Source organism: Xenorhabdus eapokensis (genome assembly GCF_001908105.1).
In genome coordinates this window covers 1-18,713 of the sequence record NZ_MKGQ01000033.1, presented here as the reverse complement: position 1 = coordinate 18,713, position 18,713 = coordinate 1, and the positions used below count along the sequence as shown (strand labels likewise).

Annotated in this window: 16 protein-coding genes; 8 read left to right on the top strand and 8 right to left on the bottom strand. The window is 44.9% G+C overall.

What is annotated here, in order from left to right; genetic code table 11:
• Window positions 1–420: 420 nt before the first annotated feature.
• Window positions 421–1,398, top strand: coding sequence for an elongation factor P--(R)-beta-lysine ligase (gene epmA, locus Xedl_RS16225; RefSeq protein WP_074024823.1), 978 nt, complete (start codon window positions 421–423; stop codon window positions 1,396–1,398).
• Window positions 1,399–1,477: 79 nt separating this feature from the next.
• Here the strand turns inward: epmA and glpQ are convergent, their stop codons facing one another.
• Window positions 1,478–2,554 (bottom strand): glycerophosphodiester phosphodiesterase, encoded by a 1,077-nt coding sequence (glpQ, locus tag Xedl_RS16220; protein WP_074024822.1) that lies wholly within the window; start codon window positions 2,552–2,554, stop codon window positions 1,478–1,480.
• Between the two features lie 444 nt (window positions 2,555–2,998).
• Window positions 2,999–4,351, bottom strand: coding sequence for a glycerol-3-phosphate transporter (glpT, locus tag Xedl_RS16215; protein WP_074024821.1), 1,353 nt, complete (start codon window positions 4,349–4,351; stop codon window positions 2,999–3,001).
• Window positions 4,352–5,330: 979 nt separating this feature from the next.
• On the opposite strand from glpT, the gene Xedl_RS16210 reads away from it, so the two are divergent.
• Window positions 5,331–7,391, top strand: a complete 2,061-nt coding sequence (locus Xedl_RS16210; protein ID WP_074024832.1) for a thioester reductase domain-containing protein — start codon at window positions 5,331–5,333, stop codon at window positions 7,389–7,391.
• Window positions 7,379–7,561 carry an MbtH family NRPS accessory protein gene (locus Xedl_RS16205; RefSeq protein ID WP_074024820.1) on the top strand — a complete coding sequence of 61 codons (183 nt, stop codon included), beginning with the start codon at window positions 7,379–7,381 and terminating at the stop codon, window positions 7,559–7,561. Before Xedl_RS16210 ends, Xedl_RS16205 begins: the two co-directional genes overlap by 13 nt.
• 92 nt (window positions 7,562–7,653) lie before the next feature.
• On the opposite strand, the gene Xedl_RS16200 is transcribed toward Xedl_RS16205, so the two are convergent.
• Both Xedl_RS16200 and Xedl_RS16195 read right to left on the bottom strand, forming a co-directional pair.
• Window positions 7,654–8,754 (bottom strand): glycerol dehydrogenase, encoded by a 1,101-nt coding sequence (locus Xedl_RS16200; RefSeq protein ID WP_074024819.1) that lies wholly within the window; start codon window positions 8,752–8,754, stop codon window positions 7,654–7,656.
• Window positions 8,755–8,952: 198 nt separating this feature from the next.
• A complete protein-coding gene (locus tag Xedl_RS16195; RefSeq protein WP_074024818.1) occupies window positions 8,953–9,621 on the bottom strand; it encodes a 7-cyano-7-deazaguanine/7-aminomethyl-7-deazaguanine transporter in 669 nt (222 codons plus the stop codon).
• Window positions 9,622–9,788: 167 nt separating this feature from the next.
• On the opposite strand from Xedl_RS16195, the gene tusA reads away from it, so the two are divergent.
• On the top strand, window positions 9,789–10,043 hold the full coding sequence (tusA, locus tag Xedl_RS16190; protein ID WP_074024817.1) for a sulfurtransferase TusA: 255 nt from the start codon (window positions 9,789–9,791) through the stop codon (window positions 10,041–10,043).
• A 190-nt stretch (window positions 10,044–10,233) separates the two neighbouring features.
• On the opposite strand, the gene Xedl_RS16185 is transcribed toward tusA, so the two are convergent.
• The 3 genes from Xedl_RS16185 to rsmD form a co-directional block, all read right to left on the bottom strand.
• Window positions 10,234–12,588, bottom strand: coding sequence for a zinc/cadmium/mercury/lead-transporting ATPase (locus tag Xedl_RS16185; protein WP_074024816.1), 2,355 nt, complete (start codon window positions 12,586–12,588; stop codon window positions 10,234–10,236).
• Window positions 12,589–12,793: 205 nt separating this feature from the next.
• A complete protein-coding gene (locus Xedl_RS16180; protein ID WP_074024815.1) occupies window positions 12,794–13,075 on the bottom strand; it encodes a DUF1145 family protein in 282 nt (93 codons plus the stop codon).
• Window positions 13,076–13,116: 41 nt separating this feature from the next.
• Window positions 13,117–13,695 (bottom strand): 16S rRNA (guanine(966)-N(2))-methyltransferase, encoded by a 579-nt coding sequence (gene rsmD, locus Xedl_RS16175; RefSeq protein WP_074024814.1) that lies wholly within the window; start codon window positions 13,693–13,695, stop codon window positions 13,117–13,119.
• Between the two features lie 227 nt (window positions 13,696–13,922).
• Here rsmD and ftsY point away from each other — a divergent pair, with 227 nt between their 5' ends.
• The 4 genes from ftsY to rpoH all read left to right on the top strand — a co-directional run bounded on the left by ftsY (window position 13,923) and on the right by rpoH (window position 18,395).
• On the top strand, window positions 13,923–15,686 hold the full coding sequence (ftsY, locus tag Xedl_RS16170; RefSeq protein ID WP_074024813.1) for a signal recognition particle-docking protein FtsY: 1,764 nt from the start codon (window positions 13,923–13,925) through the stop codon (window positions 15,684–15,686).
• A 6-nt stretch (window positions 15,687–15,692) separates the two neighbouring features.
• Complete coding sequence (gene ftsE, locus Xedl_RS16165) at window positions 15,693–16,358, top strand: cell division ATP-binding protein FtsE (RefSeq protein WP_074024812.1); 666 nt, start codon at window positions 15,693–15,695, stop codon at window positions 16,356–16,358.
• Window positions 16,351–17,325 carry a permease-like cell division protein FtsX gene (ftsX, locus tag Xedl_RS16160; RefSeq protein WP_074024811.1) on the top strand — a complete coding sequence of 325 codons (975 nt, stop codon included), beginning with the start codon at window positions 16,351–16,353 and terminating at the stop codon, window positions 17,323–17,325. The genes ftsE and ftsX overlap by 8 nt, the downstream gene beginning before the upstream one ends.
• 212 nt (window positions 17,326–17,537) lie before the next feature.
• On the top strand, window positions 17,538–18,395 hold the full coding sequence (gene rpoH / locus Xedl_RS16155) for an RNA polymerase sigma factor RpoH (protein ID WP_074020519.1): 858 nt from the start codon (window positions 17,538–17,540) through the stop codon (window positions 18,393–18,395).
• 106 nt (window positions 18,396–18,501) lie between these two features.
• Here rpoH and Xedl_RS31670 read toward each other — a convergent pair.
• A partial coding sequence (locus Xedl_RS31670; RefSeq protein ID WP_208605076.1) for a hypothetical protein occupies window positions 18,502–18,713 on the bottom strand: 212 nt, incomplete at its 5' end.

Below are 18,713 nucleotides of genomic sequence, written 5' to 3'. Positions count from 1 at the left end.
TAGCTTATTCCATTGGAGATCTGTTAACATAGTTCGCGGCATGATGGTGAGGTCTGGTTGTTTTTTGGCGAAAGTAATTATACCAAATCATCATGCTGTTTAATAATCCCTCACAAAACATCAACACGCCCTAAAGTGTGAGGCTAATTTAGATATTAACAGGCTAAAAATAATTTCAATTAATTAGGTGAATCCCTGTTGCATTAAAAACTAAAGAATTTATAGGTTGTCACAATAAAAGATACATTACAGAGATTATCATTAAATATAAATAGATAACGAATAGAGTTAACAAAGCCGCAAATGAAAAAATTAAGTGTATAAAGAATAAGGGGATAAAGAAATTGAGGGCAATGAATTGTCTGATACGCTTGATGAAGGTAAACTGCGCGTTTTGTTTTATTTTGGAGTCATAGGAATATGAACGAAAACGCGAATTGGCAGCCAAGTGCCCCTATCGCCAACTTATTGAAAAGGGCAGAGATTTTAGCAGGAATACGGCGCTTTTTCGCAGATCGTGGGGTGTTGGAAGTTGAAACACCTGCCATGAGTCAGGCGACTGTCACCGACGTTCATCTAGTCCCTTTCCGAACCCAGTTCGTTGGGCCAGGAGCGGCAAATGGCTTGACTCTGTACCTGATGACCAGCCCTGAATACCACATGAAGCGTTTGCTGGCAGCCGGCAGCGGTTCTATTTATCAGATGGGAAAAAGTTTCCGCAATGAGGAAGCGGGCCGTCATCATAATCCAGAGTTCACCATGCTGGAATGGTATCGTCCGCACTACGACATGTATCGCCTGATGAATGAAGTCGATGATCTTTTGCAACAGATCCTGGATTGTGAAAGTGCTGAATCACTTTCTTACCAACAGGCTTTTATGCGATATCTGGATATTGATCCCCTGACTGCAAGTAAAGAAAAATTGCGTGAAGTGGCGGCGAAACTCGATCTTAGTAATATCGCTGATCAGGAAGAAGATCGGGATACCTTATTGCAACTACTTTTTGTTATGGGCATAGAAACTCAGATTGGTATTGAAAAACCAACGTTTATCTACCATTTCCCAGCCTCTCAAGCGGCATTGGCAGAAATCAGCAAGGAAGATCACCGTGTTGCGGAGCGTTTTGAAGTCTATTTTAAAGGCATGGAGTTGGCGAATGGCTTTCGTGAACTGACCGATAGCAATGAACAACGTCTTCGTTTCGAACAGGATAACCGTAAGCGGGAAGAGATGGGCTTGCCGGTGCAACCGATTGATGAATACCTGCTTGCTGCTCTTGCTCACGGAATGCCTGATTGTGCAGGCGTCGCATTAGGGGTGGAGCGTTTGATTATGCTGGCATTGGGTGCTGAACGGATTAGTGAGGTTATCGCTTTTCCTGTGGGGATCTCTTAACAAAATCATTTACCTGATGCAATTATTTATTGGGGCAGTCCAGGACTGCCCTTCTGTTTTTCTACGCTATTTACACTGATTATTGATGTTCATGATGTTTTCTCAGGAACTTCACTGCCAAATCAGGGAAATCGGTGAATGCACCATCGACATTAGCCTTGTCGAAAACGATATCAAACAATTGGTTGCCGCTGGTGGCATATTTTGGCAATTGGTCGATACGAATGGTATACGGGTGCACCGCCAGATGACTGGCATGAGCCTCTTTTACCAGGCCAGTTAATTTAATGTTGCCTGGCGTAGAATCACTGGCGATAAGCATATGGTAATCAGGGCCAATGCCATCAGCATATTTTGCTACTTCTTTCATCGCGCCAGGTTTAAACATCCAGTCATAGCTATAATTCTGCCATGTACCATCTGACTTTTGTTCGTAAGTTTCCTTCCAGTCGGTGTAAGCAATAAGCTGAATCAGTTTCAGATCCATTCCCAGTTTCGGCTCCAACTCATTTTTGATGCGTTTGAGTTCATTAGCATCAAAACATTGCAGATAAACTTTATCGCTCTTTTTGGTGTAGCCATACTGTTTCAGAACTTCCAGCACCTTGCTGGTAATATCTTTGCCTTCCTGACGATGGAACCACGGTGCCTTGATTTCAGGATAAATACCAATGTCTTTGCCCGTGGATTTATTCAAGCCTTGGATAAACTCAAGCTCTTCCTGAAAAGTATGGATGCGGAAATCGGATTTACCCATTGGGAAACGTCCAGAATAGCTTTGGACTTTTTTGCCATCCTTGATATCAAAACCTTCAGTAAATTTCAGTGACTTAATTTCTGGCAGGGTAAAGTCGATGGCATAATAGCGACCGTCAGCGCGGGCGCGGTCTGGAAAACGTTCTGCGACATCCGTTACGCGATCAAGATAGTGATCGTGCAGTACAATAAGCTGGTCATCTTTGGTCATAACCAGATCTTGCTCAAGATAATCCGCACCTTGTGCATAAGCCATTGCTTTGGCGGGTAATGTATGTTCAGGCAAATAACCACTCGCGCCACGATGGGCGATAACGATCTTATCTGCTGCATGTGCAATGCCTGACATGGATGATGCTAACAGAATACCGGCCATAATTGCTTTAATAGGGGTCTGCATTGAGGTTCTCCATTTATGCTAATAAAAATCTTAAACAAAAAATGATGTTATTTATTGTTTTACTGATTGTTCGTCAGTAGTCAATAAAATAGGATAATTGTTATTAAATGAACAATATCATAATATAGAATGGTTTTTTATTCCTAATAAAGGAACTATTAGAAAAACATTAGCTTACGTAATATGAGAACGGCGCGTATAAAATAGGGATTGCATCATCATCTTAATATACCAGTAATTCTTGTGATTCCGATTGAACGTTTTGCAAGTATTAAAGCAAAAGATTATTAATACAATATGGATATAAAGAAGATCTGCATAAGTAAAAGTAAGCGACGTATTTAACGATGCATATCTACTTCATTGTCTTATAATCACGAAATCGCAGTACAATAAAGTTGTACTGCGATTGGTCGGGTTATTAATCAGTGTCTTTCCGTTATATCACTGACCTTGGCGAGCAATTTCCTGCTTATGTTTGCTTTCGCTTAACATAACAAACAACAGCAGAATAACAGAGAGGATGCTACCGCCGATCATAACCATAAAGCCGCCGTCCCAACCGAAATAGTCAACGGTATAGCCGACGATGATACTGGCCGCAACTGAACCACCCAGATAGCCAAACAGACCGGTAAAGCCGGCGGCTGTTCCTGCCGCTTTTTTCGGCGCTAATTCCAGAGCATGCAGGCCGATTAGCATCACCGGCCCGTAAATCAGGAAGCCGATAACCAGCATACAGAGCATATCAATATCAGGGTTACCTTCTGGATTCAGCCAGAATACGATAGTGGCGATGGTGACAAGGGTCATGAAGAATACGCCCGTAGCACCACGGTTGCCTTTAAATACTTTGTCAGACATCCAACCACACAGCAGCGTACCTGGAATACCTGCGTACTCATACAGGAAGTAAGCCCAGGAAGACTTATCCATGGTAAAGTCTTTTACTTCCTTCAAGTAAGTGGGTGACCAGTCAAGAATACCGTAGCGCAGCAGATAGACGAATACGTTGGCAATGGCGATCATCCACAACAATTTATTCGGCAAAACGTACTGCATGAAAATTTCTTTTGCAGTCAGTTCTTTTTCGTTGTTTTCCGTATAATCGGGTGGATAGTCGTTTTTATACTCTTCGATGGCTGGTAAGCCACAGGATTGTGGGGTATCGCGCATTAAAGCGAAAACGATGACTGCCACGATGATAGCCGCAAAGGCTGGCATGTAAAACGCGGCCTTCCAGTCATTGAACCAGGCCATACCTAACATGAACAGTAATGGTGGTACGCCTCCGCCAACGTTATGGGCACAGTTCCAGACAGAAACAATTCCGCCACGCTCTTTCTGTGACCACCAGTGAACCATAGTACGTCCACAAGGAGGCCAACCCATGCCCTGGAACCAGCCGCAGAGGAACAGCAGAGAAAACATGATAGCGATGCTGGAAGTGGCCCATGGCATAAAGCCCATAATCAACATCACTACAGCCGCCAGTATCAAACCCGCAGGCAGGAAAACACGTGGATTCGAGCGGTCGGAAACGGAACCCATGATGAATTTTGAGAAGCCGTATGCAATTGAAATTCCTGACAAGGCAAAGCCAAGATCTCCCTTAGAAAAGCCTTGTTCTATCAAGGAAGGTATGGCGAGAGCAAAGTTTTTTCTTACCAGGTAGTAAGCTGCATATCCGAAAAAGATCCCTATAAAAATTTGCCAGCGCAAGCGACGATAGAGTGGATCTATTTCCTGCGCAGGCAACCGAGCCTTATGAGGCGCCGGCTTGAAAATACTTAACATATTTTTGTCTCCACGTGACTTTTGTATGAGCGAATCACCACCATCAAGCAGTGATGGTGTTAAACGAAAAATTTTAGCTATTTATTTTCTATATCGAAGCTAATATTAGCTGAAAACAACCTTGTATGACTGTGAGGTGTCGCTAACATATAGATATAATTTCGCAAAGTCGATAATTTTGAGTGATTTAGCACTTTTTTTGAAGACAATTTATTTATGTTAGTGTGATAATTGTCACAATAAACAGCCTTTTTGCTTATTTTTTATTTTTTGCACGTTTAAAGTTTGTATATATTCTCGACCAAATAAAAGCTCATTATTATTAGGGAAATATGTCTGATGTAGTCATCATGAAAAAGTCAGATAAATATAACCCACACAAACATTCCTATTATAAAAGTTATTTAATAAATAACTGTTGGTATCTTTTTGTCTGCTTCTTTTAACCCGTTGTGTATTCTTTGCTTAATAGTGTCTTAAATAACATTCTCATTTTCTCATGTAATTTATTTTTTATTTACATGCTTTGCGTTTTTTATAACGCAGTTATAAATAAAGTGTTTGAAATTAAAATTCAAAATGATGGATATTACTACAAATGGTTATTCATGCTCATGATAGTGGTTTTATGTAGGACTGGATGACTGTTTTTGAAGTAAAATACAATAATATCAATATGTTAATTGATTTTGGTTGCGGATTGTATAGGCGTAATACACTCTGTCTTCCAAATAATGATTGGCTTTATTTAAGTTGATTGTTTAATTAACAAAATATTACAAATTAATATTAATTAATACATTTATTAAATTCGCAATAAATTTTTGCAATTTATTTTTTGATCCAGTTAGTGTCAACATAAGGTATTTGAAAATACTGAATGCAGACAAAAATTGGAAGATCACGACTACCAGCATTGATGCCTCTATTCATCACAAAAAATGATGAAACCAATGGGGCTCAGAATGAGAGCATCATTATGAATACTTACACACACAAGGCAATATTACACACAGCATTTACTACTGGGCAAAAAAAATCCTCTGCTGTTGAACCTGAATTTAATTGTAATATCAGTTATATGACAGCAGAACTAGAACCGTGGTTTGAGAACGTTCCTTCTCGGTTAGCTAAGTTGGCAAAAGGTATACCTAATGAGATAGCGGTTTCTGATCCTCATGAAACGCTGACATTTGGTCAATTGGATCAACGTATTGAGAATGCGGCACATGTTTTGCTTCACTACGGTGCCAAAATGGGCAGCAATGTTGCTATTGCGGCCCAGCGAAGTGTTTCATGGTTTGTCACCATGCAGGCTATTTGGCGAATTGGAGCCGTGTATATCCCCTTGAACACCATGATGCCAGAAAAACGCTTAAACGATATTCTCGCTCGTCTGCCGAAAAGTATTTTGGTGTCTGATGATACAGTCTCGGCGGGGCTTAAAGCATCAACATTCATTCCCATGAAGACTCTTTTAAAGAGGACAGCCAAAGCTGAAACAGTAGAGCGTATTGATATCCCTGTGTTGGGTGATCATCCGGCTTATGTGATGTTCACTTCTGGCTCTACCGGGTTGCCAAAAGCAGTGCAAGTTCAACATGACAATCTGGCTGCTTGCCTATGTGGATTTGGCAAGCTGTTATCAATCCGCCAGCATGACCAGATGTTGGCATTGACTACGTTCTCTTTTGATATCTCAGTCCTGGAATTGCTGCTAACCGTAGTGCATGGTGGCAGTATCTACATCGCTTCAATCGACATCCAACGTGATGCAATGGCGCTGTCTGAAATACTGTCAAATCCGCAGTTAACTTTCGCCCAGGCAACACCGGTTACCTGGTCAATGGCCTTGAATGCGGGATGGAAACCTCGCCCGGAAATGGGCATGCTTTGCGGAGGGGAGGCATTGTCACAAGATCTGGCAGATCAATTGACAGCTACCGGAGGCACATTATGGAACGTCTATGGCCCAACAGAAACAACCATTTGGTCAACGGCGTTTTGTATGAAAAAAGGTGATAAAGTTCAACTGGATGGCCCTATTCCAGACACCAGTATCACGATTGTCGATTTTATCATCGGTGATTTGGGACAGCCGCGTTTTGGTTTGTTACCGGAGTCATGGAGACAACTGGCAGAAGAGGTTGATGTTATTTACCACAACGGAGCGTTGGTTAATTTCATCTATCCTTATAGTGCCTTGAAAAGCATCAACGTTGATGGTACTCGAACAGCGTTGGAGCTGGCCTGTACCGTGCGCTTGAAACATTTTCACTATGTCTCTTCTGTAAACGCACTGTATGCCACGCAGTCGCCTCGTCCTTATAGGGAAGATGATCGTGCCATGAGTGAGTCGGTTTGTGATCCTTCCGGTTATTCAGGCAGTAAATGGGTATCTGAAGGGAGCATTAATATTGCCCGTCAAAGGGGCGTTCCCGTCAGTATTTACCGGCCAGGACTGATCCTCGGACATACCCGTACAGGGGCGGCACAGGGCAATGATTATCTGGTCGCCTCCTTGAAAGGTTATTTGGCGATGGGGTTTTATCCCGACTATGCCCTATTGCTGGATATCGTTCCGGTTGATTATGTGGCGGCTGCATTGGTGCATATCTCCAAACAGCCGGCATCTAATGGGAAATTCTTTAATCTGTTCAACCCAGAGCAGGTTTCTATCCGGCAATTTTTCGATTGGGTGCAAGATTTTGGGTATATCCTCCATCCGGTGCCATTGAATGAGGGTAAAGATAAAATCCTGGCGCTAGATGATACTCATCCATTGTATCCCTTAATCCCACTGATCAGGGATATAACTGAAAGACCTTATTGTGCACTAGATCCGGCTTATGCTGATGAACTCCGTCCTGAATTGGAACTGAAAAATACGCTGGCGGGGTTAGCGGGAAGTCATATCCGTTGCCCGACAATTACGGCTGAATACGTCCATCAGGTATTGCGTTACCTGATCGGTACGGGATTCTTACCGGCTACCCTGTCAGAACGTTTCAAAAGGGAGGTTGTATCATGGAACGGTTAACCGGAAACGATGCCATGAAGTGGATGATCGTTATGAATGGTAAAAAGCAGTATTCAGTCTGGCCAGTTGAGTATGAAATCCCGATGGGATGGATGGCAATCGGCAGAACAGGAACGAAAGAAGAATGCTTGAGTTATATCGCTAAGATTTGGCCGGAGCCAACAAAATAGATATCACTGGCTGACATCGTTAATCAAATTATGGGCATGTTCCTGCGGGTTCATGCCCATCTTATTTCTGCCTCATTCCATTTCGCAATCACTTAATACAACCAATCTTTACCCATCTGATCTGCGGCCAAAATGGCGGCGTAAACCTGCTCTGGTGTCACTGCAAATGGCATATTGTGAATAGTTTCACCTTCAGCACAGCTTGCGATAGCGACTTGCATGATTTTTTGCCGCAGTTCTTCATTATCACGCAAACCCAATTGCTCCAGTGTGATCGGCAGGCCGACTTGTACACAAAAATCAAGCACGGTTTCCAACTCTTCACTTGGGCTATTTTCTAAGACCAATTGTGTCAGGGTTCCAAACGCGACTTTTTCGCCGTGGTAGAGGTGATGACACTCTTCCAGCACGGTAAAACCATTGTGGATAGCGTGAGCTGCTGCCAATCCTGCACTTTCAAAACCAATGCCACTCAAGTAGGTATTGGCTTCCACAATATTTTCAACGGCTGGTGTACTGACACCGGCTTCTACCGCCAGTTTTGCTTTGTAACCTTCCGCCAGCAAAGTTTCATAACACAGTTTTGCTAACGCTAAACCTGTGGTGGATGTCGCACCGCCAGCCATGGTTGGCTTATGGGCTGCACTGTTGGCTCGCGCCTCAAAATAGGTGGCGAGTGCATCCCCCATACCTGCGATAAGCAGGCGAACTGGTGCTTTGGCAATGACATTAGTATCCATTAGCACGATATTGGGGTTTTGTGGGTAGAATAGATAGCTGTCGAATTCACCGAGTTCAGTATAAAGAACAGAAAGGGCACTGGTTGGTGCATCGGTTGAAGCAAGGGTAGGAGAAATAATCACGGGGATTCTGGATTCGTATGCAACAGCCTTGGCAGTATCAATCGTTTTTCCTCCCCCAATCCCGATAACAGCCTGACATTGCTGTTCCAACAAAATGGCAGACAAGCGATGGATTTCACTGCGGCTGCACTCACCATTGAAAAGTTCGAAATGGCTGGTCACATCGTGTTCTTCTAGACTTTTGCTGACGGTATCCCCAATAAGGTTCATCACGAAATTATCGGCAATCACGAAGACGTGGTCAGCAAGCATTTTGGTGTATCGACCAATGTGAGATAACGCACCTGGCCCTTGGATATATTTGGATGGAGACTGGATCACTTTCAGCATAAGTAATATTCCTTCTTTACTGGAAACTAGGCATAGAGTGTCACAATACAGGTATAGCGTAGGTTGCGAACCTGCCTATCCACACTATACGGCAAAATATACAGAGAAGTTATGAGCAAAAGCAGGAAATGAGTGATTTAAGAGGAAATATTGGCGAAATCATTGACACCCTGAGTGATTCAGTCAGGGTGCTATTTTTTAGTGGGCTTTGACCAGAGTGTTAACTTCGGTTTGAGCGAAAAAGTATTTCAGGATCAAATTCAACAGAATGCCGTAAGCGGGCAGGAAGAACAGCATGCAGATAAACAGCTTGAAGGCATAATCCACTAACGCAATTTCTACCCAATGTGTTGCCATAAATGCATCCGTACTGCGGTAAAACGCGATAAAGAAAAAGGCCAGTGTATCTAACATATTACCGAAAAACATGGCGGCAGCCGGCGCTATCCACCAGTGGCGTTTCTGGCGAAGACGATTGAAGACACCAACATCCAATATCTGACCGAGCACATAGGCCATAAAGCTAGCGGCGGCAATGCGGGCGACAAACAGATTAAAAGTGCCCAATGCTTCGAACCCTTGCCAGGTTCCCTGGAAAAACAGCGCTGAGATCAGGTAAGAGATCAGCAACGCGGGCAGCATAACGGAAATAATGATCCGGCGAGCCAATGGTGCGCCATAAATACGCACAGTCAGGTCAGTTGCTAAAAAGATAAAGGGAAATGTAAATGCTCCCCAAGTGGTATGAAAACCAAAAATGGAGATGGGTAATTGCACCAGATAGTTACTGGAAGTAATGATCAAAATGTGAAAAAGCGAAAGCCAAATCAATGCAGTGGCTCGCTGTTGCGCGGTCAATTGCAGCATATTGTACCTTTTTGGTGAATGGGGTGAGGGAACCCAAAAAAATAATGTCCCTGAGATCAGGTTGCCGGATCATACGTTTATTGCGTAATAAAAGTAAAGTACGGCAGTTGACGATATTTTGTAATATAATCCATTGCCATAGCTTGTTTGAACCTACAGAGATTGTTATGTCCGATGTTTTTGCCAATCCCGACAAAACACTTGATACGTTGGGATTACGTTGCCCTGAGCCAGTAATGATGGTGCGCAAGACAGTCCGTCATATGACTGCTGGTCAGACGTTGTTGATCATTGCGGATGATCCGGCAACAACCAGAGATATTCCGGGGTTCTGTCGCTTTATGGATCATGCATTGCTCGCCCAGGAGACAGCGCAAACTCCTTATCGATACCTGCTCAGAAAAAGCGAAAATTCTATTTAATCGAGAAAAGTTTATATAACCAACTGGCAGAAAAAATGGACTATGCTAGGCTTTAAATGTGGCATTTGGTCAATTATCACCTCGCTGGATGCCATATTTTCTTTTTCCTTTAATAGTAATCTTTGTAATTCATTATAATTTTGAAAAGGTGCAGAGGATTAACATGCACCTTTTCGATTTGTTCCATCTATTATTTCTGTGGCTTATTCCTAAGTAGCCGAACTGCGTTTGCTGTTACCAATGCCGTAGCTCCCGAATCGGCCAGCACTGCCATCCAGAGTCCGGTAATACCCAATAGACTCGTAATAAGAAATATCGCCTTTAAACCTAACGCAATGGTGATATTTTGACGGATGTTATAATGGGTTGTTCGAGATAAAGCGATAATTTCAGGTAAACCAGTCAGTCGGTTATGCGTCAGGGCAGCATCGGCTGTTTCCAGCGCAACATCAGTGCCACTACCCATAGCAACGCCGATACTGGCGGCTTTCATGGCCGGAGCATCATTGATGCCATCGCCGACCATCATGGTACGGTGTTTTTGGTTCAACTCTGTGACCGCTTTCACTTTATCTTCAGGCAACAATCCTGCGCGATAATCAATGCCCAGCCGATTCGCAATAGCTGCTGCGGCACGGGGATTATCTCCTGTCAGCATTATGGCCTCGACACCTTGTTTTTTCAGAGTACGGATAGCGTCTATGGCATCCTGACGTAAGGTATCTTGCATGGCTATCAGCCCCATCAATTGCCCATTGCGAGTGACTGCAACCGCTGTTTTTCCACTGTTTTCCAGCTCTGTGACTCTCTGTTTCCATCGCTCGGATAAGGTATTTGCCGGCAATCTTCCAGGGGCTGCGACGAGAATTCTCTGCCCCGATAATTGCCCTTCCACCCCTATCCCAGCCAGTGCCTTACGATGTTCAGCCTCAACAATTACCACATTTTGGTTTTCTGCGGCATTCAGGATAGCTTTTGCCAGTGGGTGATGAGAGCCACTTTCTACGGCACCAGCCAGCGCCAGCAAAGTTTCTGCACTGATATTTTCCACAGGTTCAATTTCAGTAACTTGGGGTTTTCCTTCGGTCAAGGTTCCGGTTTTATCCAGTGCAATTGTGTGTACTGAACCAAGTTGTTCCAGGGCAGCCCCTCCTTTGATTAGGGAACCACGACGGGTGGCAGCGGCCAGCGCGGAAGTAATGGCGGCAGGCGTCGAGATAACCAAGGCACAAGGACAACCGATTAACAGCAGAGTCAGGCCACGATAAATCCAAGTTTCCCATGAGCCGGCAAAAAACAGGGGTGGGATCAATACCATCAATGCTGAGAACAAGATAATCAGCGGAGTGTAGATGCGGCTGAATCGGTCGATAAAGCGCTCAATCGGCGCCCTGCGCTCTTCGGCTTCTTCAATCAGTTGCAAGATGCGGTCAATGGCACTGTGGCCAGGTTCAGAGATCACCTTCATTTGCACAGCGCTATCGACAGAAAGACAACCCGCGGCGACTTTCTCTCCTTGCTGCCGCTCAACCGGAACAGATTCACCGGTAAGAGCACTTTCATCAAAACTGGCAAATGGGCTGAGTAGTTCAGCATCGGCAGGTAAGCGAGCACCAGGGGCGATTTCGATAATATCGCCAGGACGCAGATCTGCCGCTGGCACGGTTTCCTTTTTTCCATCTTTAACCAGCAAGGCTTGCTCAGGCACCAATGCCATTAAGGCACTGACGCCACGACGTGCGCGTCCGGCGGCATAGGATTCCAGGATTTCCCCTAACTTGAACAGGAGAATAACCATTGCCGCTTCTGCGGTGGCATCAATAAACAAGGCACCAATAGCAGCCACACTCATTAAAGTTTCAATGGCGAAAGGCGTGCCAGAACGGATTAGCTTGATGGCTTTGGTTGCTACCGGATATAACCCAATTAATGTAGTGATAATGAAAGCGATCTGCCCTGTGGGAGCATTGATTGTCGATATTCCCCAACTGACCAACATCAAGACAGCCAGAATCAATATTGGGGAAAAAGTCTTCCAATGATTGACCGCGGGAGGCAATTTAGATGCCGAATTTGCCGCCTTGATTTCAAAGCCAGCCTGTTTTACCGCTTGTTCAACAGCAGCCCGAATATCAGTATCGGCATCGACCACCAGTTTCTCTGTTGCAAACAGAACCTTGACCTGCTTGGCTTCTGGCAGTTTTTTCACGGCATTTTCGATCTTTCCTGCACAGCTTGGGCAATCCATGCCTTGAATAATCCAATTAAAACGTTGTCTCGCGGTTAATTCAGTCAGAGCATTGTCCTGTATGGCATGTGCATGATCGTGTGAACAGTGCGCGCTGCTATTTTTTTCATGGGAATGTTCATGAGAATGTTTATGGGAATGCGTTGTGCCAGTAGAGCAACAAGAATGGCTATGATGTGGATCAGGGGAATTATGCGAGTGCTCACTTACATTATTGGCGATATTCTGATGTTCATCTTTATGGAAAGATAAAGGTTCGTGCTGTGATTGCTTATGTTTTTTGGACGTGGATAACATAGGCGACCTCTTAACTAGAGCTAATTTCAATCGTTAGCATTAACTCTACACTTTGGAGTTAACTCCAGAGTCAAATCCAATAAGAGAAATTCTTTTGATGATTTGTGCTATCAACTTTATCAAAAACAAAGAACGTCAATGAGTAATTACGTTAATTACTCATTGACGAAAGAAGAAAATAAGCGGAGTCACTGGATATGTGACGTTATTTTTTCTCCCGTTGTTTCTCTTTTAGTTGTTTTTTCTGCCAGGCTAATAATTCAAAGACGCCAAAAAAGAAGATTTTAGTCTGGAGAAAACCAGACAGTTTTTGATCTTTAGGCTGGGAGTTTTTCAGCAGCAGTAACTGAAAAGCATGCATGATTACCGTAAATACCATTGCAATATCCATAAAATATCTCAATGGCTTAGGGAATGGGTGAAACAAATTGAAGATCATGATACCCCAAACTAAGATCATGATCGCTCTTCCTAATAGAATAAACATCATCGACTCCAAAATCGTGTTTAAGCCGTTCCGACACCCGATTATTGGTGGCGAATATATAACCGATAAGCAACTTGTCCGGCGGTTTTTTCCCGATGCAGTTGCCAGTTTGGGGGAACTTCTGTCGCAGCAGATTCTGTTTCTGCCTCAACATAAATCCAGCTTTCTTTTGCTAGCCAGCCATTGGATTCCAATAAATTGATTGTTTCAGTCAACATCCCCTTGCGGAATGGTGGATCGAGGAAAACCACATCAAACGGTGTTCCGGTGCCGTTAAGGTATTGTAGTGCATTACTTTGCACCACATTGGCATTTTCAGCTTTTAGTAAGGCTAAGTTAGCCGATAGTTGTTTCGCTACATTGCGATCATATTCAATTAAGGTAGCGTGACTTGCATAACGTGATAAAGCCTCCAATCCGAGTGCTCCGCTACCTGAAAAACAATCCAGGCAGCGAGATCCCTGAATAGTTGGCATCAGCCAGTTAAAAAGTGTCTCGCGGACACGATCTGTTGTTGGACGCAGGCCATCACTATCAGGAACCGGCAATTTTCTCCCGCGCCATTTTCCGCCAATAATGCGGATTTGTCCGAAAGACGCGCGTTGTGGTTTTTTAGTCATAATTTACATAACTTAAATATTTGTCATCCGACGCTGCTAAATAATATCTGACGGAGACAAAAAGTGAGTGAAAACGAAGATATCCCTTGATTAATTTACCACGAAAACCGCTATAGATATGTGTTGTGGTGTGATGAAAATGTTAGACTGGATTCATCATTGTTAGAACCTATCTCAGTAGATATAACAGCATATATCTAACTTAACCGCGAGGAGTGTAGTAGCCGATGGCAAAAGAGAAAAAAAGAGGTTTCTTCTCTTGGTTTGGACTTGGTCGTCAAGATAAGCAACAGCAAGAGGAACAAGCTGAACAAGAAAGAGTCGCTGCGGAAGAAGCCGCCCGTCGCGCAGCAGAAGAAGCGGAGCAGCAGCGTTTGGCGGAGGAAACCGCCCGTCGTGCAGCAGAAAAAGAAGCAGAACAGCAGCGTTTAGCGGAAGAAGCCGCCCGTCGCGCAGCAGCAGAAGAAGCGGAGCAGCAGCGTTTAGCGGAAGAAGCCGCCCGTCGCGCAGCAGAAGAAGAAGCAGAACAGCAGCGTTTGGCGGAGGAAACTGCCCGTCGCGCAGCAGAAAAAGAAGCGGAGCAGCAGCGTTTAGCGGAGGAAACCGCCCGTCGCGCAGCAGAAAAAGAAGCAGAGCAGCAGCGTTTAGCGGAAGAAGCTACCCGTCGCGCAGCAGCAGAAGAAGCAGAGCAGCAACGTTTGGCAGAAGAAGCCGCCCGTCGCGCAGCAGAAGAAGAAGCAGAACAGCAGCGTTTAGCGGAAGAAGCCGCCCGTCGCGCAGCAGAAGAAGAAGCGGAGCAGCAGCGTTTGGCGGAGGAAACCGCCCGTCGCGCAGCAGAAAAAGAAGCGGAGCAGCAGCGTTTGGCGGAAGAAGCCGCCCGTCGCGCAGCAGAAGAAGAAGCAGAACAGCAGCGTTTAGCGGAGGAAACCGCCCGTCGCGCAGCAGAAGAGGAAGCGGAGCAGCAACGTTTGGCGGAGGAAACTGCCCGTCGCGCAGCAGAAAAAGAAGCAGAACAGCAGCGTTTAGCAGAAGAACAGGCGGCATTACCTAAGGAACAAGAACGGCCAACCAAAGAAGGATTCTTTACTCGTCTGAAACGCAGCTTAGTTAAGACCCGTCAAAATCTTGGCTCCGGTTTCTTGGGACTATTCCGCGGCAAGAAAATTGATGATGATCTGTTTGAAGAGCTGGAAGAACAGTTATTGATTGCCGATGTCGGCGTTGAAACTACCCGTAAGATCATTACTAACCTGACAGCTCACGCGAGTCGTAAAGAATTGAAAGATGCGGAAGCGCTTTACGCTAAACTGAAAGAAGAGATGTCAGACATTCTGGCGAAAGTTGATAAACCGTTGGAGATCGAAGGCAAATCACCTTATGTCATTCTGATGGTGGGAGTGAATGGTGTTGGTAAAACGACCACTATTGGTAAATTGGCGCGTCAATATCAGTCCCAGGGCAAATCCGTCATGCTGGCGGCTGGGGATACCTTCCGTGCAGCCGCGGTAGAGCAGTTACAGGTTTGGGGAGATCGCAACAAAATCCCTGTGATTTCCCAACATACGGGGGCAGATTCAGCGTCCGTGATTTTTGACGCCATCCAGTCAGCCAAGGCTAAAGGTATTGATGTCCTGATTGCAGATACCGCAGGGCGCTTGCAGAACAAATCTCACTTAATGGAAGAGCTGAAAAAAATCGTTCGAGTAATGAAAAAACTGGACGAAGAGGCACCTCATGAAATTATGCTGACTCTGGACGCCAGTACAGGTCAAAATGCAGTAAGTCAGGCTAAACTATTCCATGAAGCTGTGGGGTTGACGGGTATTTCACTGACCAAACTGGATGGTACTGCGAAAGGCGGAGTTATCTTCGCGATTGCCGACCAATTTGAGATCCCAATCCGCTACATTGGTGTGGGTGAAGGCATTGAAGATCTCCGTCCATTTAAGGCAGATGATTTTATTGAGGCTCTTTTTGCCCAAGAGGATTAACTATCAATGATTCGCTTTGAACAGGTTAGTAAAGCCTATCTGGGAGGTCGGCAGGCGCTGCAAGGGGTGGATTTTCATCTACTTCCAGGAGAAATGGCATTTTTAACCGGTCACTCAGGGGCTGGTAAAAGTACACTTTTGAAACTTATCTGTGGTATCGAACGCCCCAGCGCAGGCCATATTTGGTTTTCTGGTCATGACATCAGCCGACTAAAATCCAGAGAGATCCCATTTCTACGCCGTCAGATCGGCATGATTTTTCAGGATCATCACCTGCTTTTGGATCGCACCGTATATGAAAACGTCGCTATGCCGCTGATCATCTCAGGAGCAAGTGCTGAAGACATTCGTCGACGGGTATCTGCGGCGTTGGATAAGGTCGGCTTACTGGACAAAGCGAAAAATTTCCCCATTCAGCTTTCTGGAGGAGAGCAACAGCGTGTAGGTATCGCCCGCGCAGTAGTAAATAAGCCAACCGTATTGTTGGCAGATGAGCCGACGGGAAATTTGGATGGGGCATTATCAGAGGGGATCATGCGTCTGTTTGAAGAATTTAACCGAGTTGGCGTGACGGTTCTGATGGCTACCCATGATACCGCCCTCATTGAACGAAGAAAATATCGTATCTTGACCCTGAATCAGGGACGTATGCAAGGAGGACATCATGGCTAAGCATGTCCGTCATTCAGCGAAAAAAACACAGTCCGCAAAATCCAAGTCATTAAAAGGGGGGTGGCGTGTACAGTGGCGTTATGCGTGGAAAAGTACTCTTTCCGATATGTTCCGCCAACCACTGGCAACGTTGCTGACTGTGATGGTGATAGCTATTTCACTGACCTTGCCGAGTGTGTTTTATATCGTTTGGAAAAACGTCAATCAAGCAGTGATGCAGTGGTATCCCATCCCACAACTCACGGTCTATTTGGATAAGTCATTGAATGACAATAGCGTCAAACAGGTCATTGATCAGTTGCAAGGCATGGATAGCGTGAAGTCGGTAAATTACCTTTCCCGTGAGGAAGCGGTAAACGAATTCCGTGCATGGTCAGGTTTTGCCAGCGCATTGGATCTGCTGGAGGAAAACCCTCTGCCGGCAGTCGCTATAGTCTCTCCTAAACTGAATTTCCAGGACTCTCAGGCGCTAACAACATTGCGCGATCAAGTTGCACGGATTAAAGGTATCGAAGAAGTCAGGATGGATGATAGTTGGTTCGCCCGCCTGACCGCATTGGCTGACCTCGTTGGCAGAATTGCTGCCGTGATAGGTATCTTGATGGTGGTTGCGCTGCTCTTGGTCATTGGAAATAGTGTCCGGCTGAGTATCTTTAGCCGTCGTGAGACGATTAACGTCATGAAGCTGATTGGGGCAACGGATGGCTTTATTTTGCGTCCTTTCCTCAATGGCGGAGCCTTATTAGGGATTTTGGGCGCAGTATTTTCCTTGATCCTCTCCTCCCTGCTAGTGTGGAAACTTTCCAATGTAGTCACGGAAGTGGCAAGTATTTTCGGAACACGTTTTATATTGCATGGTTTGGAGTGGGATGAATCACTCTTATTAGTGCTTATTTCGGGTATGATTGGTTGGATTGCTGCATGGTTTGCGACAATTCAGCATTTACGTCGTTTCAGGCCGGAATAAAGGTATTTTCAGGGCTTGCCAATGAACTTTTGAGGTTAATTGTTGCCAAAGTCACAGTTATGGTTTTGTATTGATATCCACACAACTGAGACGATTTGAATATGATCTCTATGGTGGTAAAATAGACGCCACTTTGGCTTGAATAAACCTTATTGGTTAACTCAGGCAAACTTGAAGGCCATCAATTTGGATCTAATTTTGAGAGAATTTGAATGACAAAAGAAATGCAAACTTTGGCATTAGTTCCACAAGGTAGTTTGGAAGGATATATCCGTGCTTCCAATGCTTATCCTATGCTTTCTGCAGAGGAAGAAAAGGAACTGGCAGAAAGGCTGCATTACCAGGGAGATCTGGATGCAGCGAAAAAGCTGATTCTTTCTCACCTGCGCTTCGTTGTTCATGTTGCTCGCAGTTATGCCGGTTATGGTCTGCCGCAGGCGGATTTAATTCAGGAAGGTAATATCGGCCTGATGAAAGCAGTTCGTCGGTTTAATCCAGAAGTGGGCGTACGTTTGGTCTCTTTTGCTGTTCACTGGATTAAGGCAGAAATCCATGAATATGTATTACGTAATTGGCGTATTGTGAAAGTCGCAACGACAAAAGCTCAGCGTAAGCTATTCTTTAATTTGCGCAAGGCTAAACAACGTCTGGGATGGTTCAATCAGGATGAAATTGAACTGGTTGCCAAAGAGTTAGGCGTGACCAGCAAAGATGTCCGAGAGATGGAATCCCGTATGTCAGCGCAGGATATGGCATTTGATATGTCTTCTGACGATGATAATCATGATAGTCATCCCGTGGCTCCGGTGCTGTATTTGCAGGACAAGGCTTCTGACTTTGCCGATGGCATTGAAGAAGATAACTGGGAAACCCACGCAGCGGATAAACTTTCGGTGGCGATGGAAGGGCTGGATGAACGTAGCCAAGACATCATTCGTTCTCGTTGGTTGGATGATGACAATAAAACCACCTTGCAAGAATTGGCAGATAAATATGGTGTCTCTGCTGAGCGTGTTCGACAGCTAGAAAAAAATGCTATGAAGAAATTGCGACTGGCGATTGAAGCGTAATGTCTTAGCTGAACAAAACTTGCTGGATTAAAAAGCGATAATCTGTTTATCGCTTTTTTTTATGGTGGTGCGCCGAGCATGGCGCGTAGCGCCTTGATTGGCGTTGTTAGTTAACTGTGGTGGTTAACCGACGACTTGGAGGTGAAAGTCCTCTACACACCCGGCAAGGGGAAGTGTTAGCTGAACGGCAAGGGTGTTCATCGTGAGGTGAAATCTGAAAATGGCCGGAGAATATCTCCCCCGAGCGATACGTAAAATGGACATCCCAAAACCAGACGGTGGAGTGAGAACATTGGGTATCCCAACGGTGGTAGATAG

What these genes read in the sequence shown, in the direction of transcription:
- rpoH (WP_074020519.1), top strand. Translation starts at nt 17,538, where the DNA reads ATGACAAAAGAAATGCAAACTTTGGCATTAGTTCCACAAGGTAGTTTG.
- Xedl_RS16210 (WP_074024832.1), top strand. Translation starts at nt 5,331, where the DNA reads ATGAATACTTACACACACAAGGCAATATTACACACAGCATTTACTACT.
- Xedl_RS16195 (WP_074024818.1), bottom strand. Translation starts at nt 9,621, where the DNA reads ATGCTGCAATTGACCGCGCAACAGCGAGCCACTGCATTGATTTGGCTT.
- Xedl_RS16205 (WP_074024820.1), top strand. Translation starts at nt 7,379, where the DNA reads ATGGAACGGTTAACCGGAAACGATGCCATGAAGTGGATGATCGTTATG.
- tusA (WP_074024817.1), top strand. Translation starts at nt 9,789, where the DNA reads ATGTCCGATGTTTTTGCCAATCCCGACAAAACACTTGATACGTTGGGA.
- ftsE (WP_074024812.1), top strand. Translation starts at nt 15,693, where the DNA reads ATGATTCGCTTTGAACAGGTTAGTAAAGCCTATCTGGGAGGTCGGCAG.
- Xedl_RS16180 (WP_074024815.1), bottom strand. Translation starts at nt 13,075, where the DNA reads ATGTTTATTCTATTAGGAAGAGCGATCATGATCTTAGTTTGGGGTATC.
- Xedl_RS16185 (WP_074024816.1), bottom strand. Translation starts at nt 12,588, where the DNA reads ATGTTATCCACGTCCAAAAAACATAAGCAATCACAGCACGAACCTTTA.
- glpQ (WP_074024822.1), bottom strand. Translation starts at nt 2,554, where the DNA reads ATGCAGACCCCTATTAAAGCAATTATGGCCGGTATTCTGTTAGCATCA.
- ftsY (WP_074024813.1), top strand. Translation starts at nt 13,923, where the DNA reads ATGGCAAAAGAGAAAAAAAGAGGTTTCTTCTCTTGGTTTGGACTTGGT.
- glpT (WP_074024821.1), bottom strand. Translation starts at nt 4,351, where the DNA reads ATGTTAAGTATTTTCAAGCCGGCGCCTCATAAGGCTCGGTTGCCTGCG.
- ftsX (WP_074024811.1), top strand. Translation starts at nt 16,351, where the DNA reads ATGGCTAAGCATGTCCGTCATTCAGCGAAAAAAACACAGTCCGCAAAA.
- rsmD (WP_074024814.1), bottom strand. Translation starts at nt 13,695, where the DNA reads ATGACTAAAAAACCACAACGCGCGTCTTTCGGACAAATCCGCATTATT.
- epmA (WP_074024823.1), top strand. Translation starts at nt 421, where the DNA reads ATGAACGAAAACGCGAATTGGCAGCCAAGTGCCCCTATCGCCAACTTA.
- Xedl_RS16200 (WP_074024819.1), bottom strand. Translation starts at nt 8,754, where the DNA reads ATGCTGAAAGTGATCCAGTCTCCATCCAAATATATCCAAGGGCCAGGT.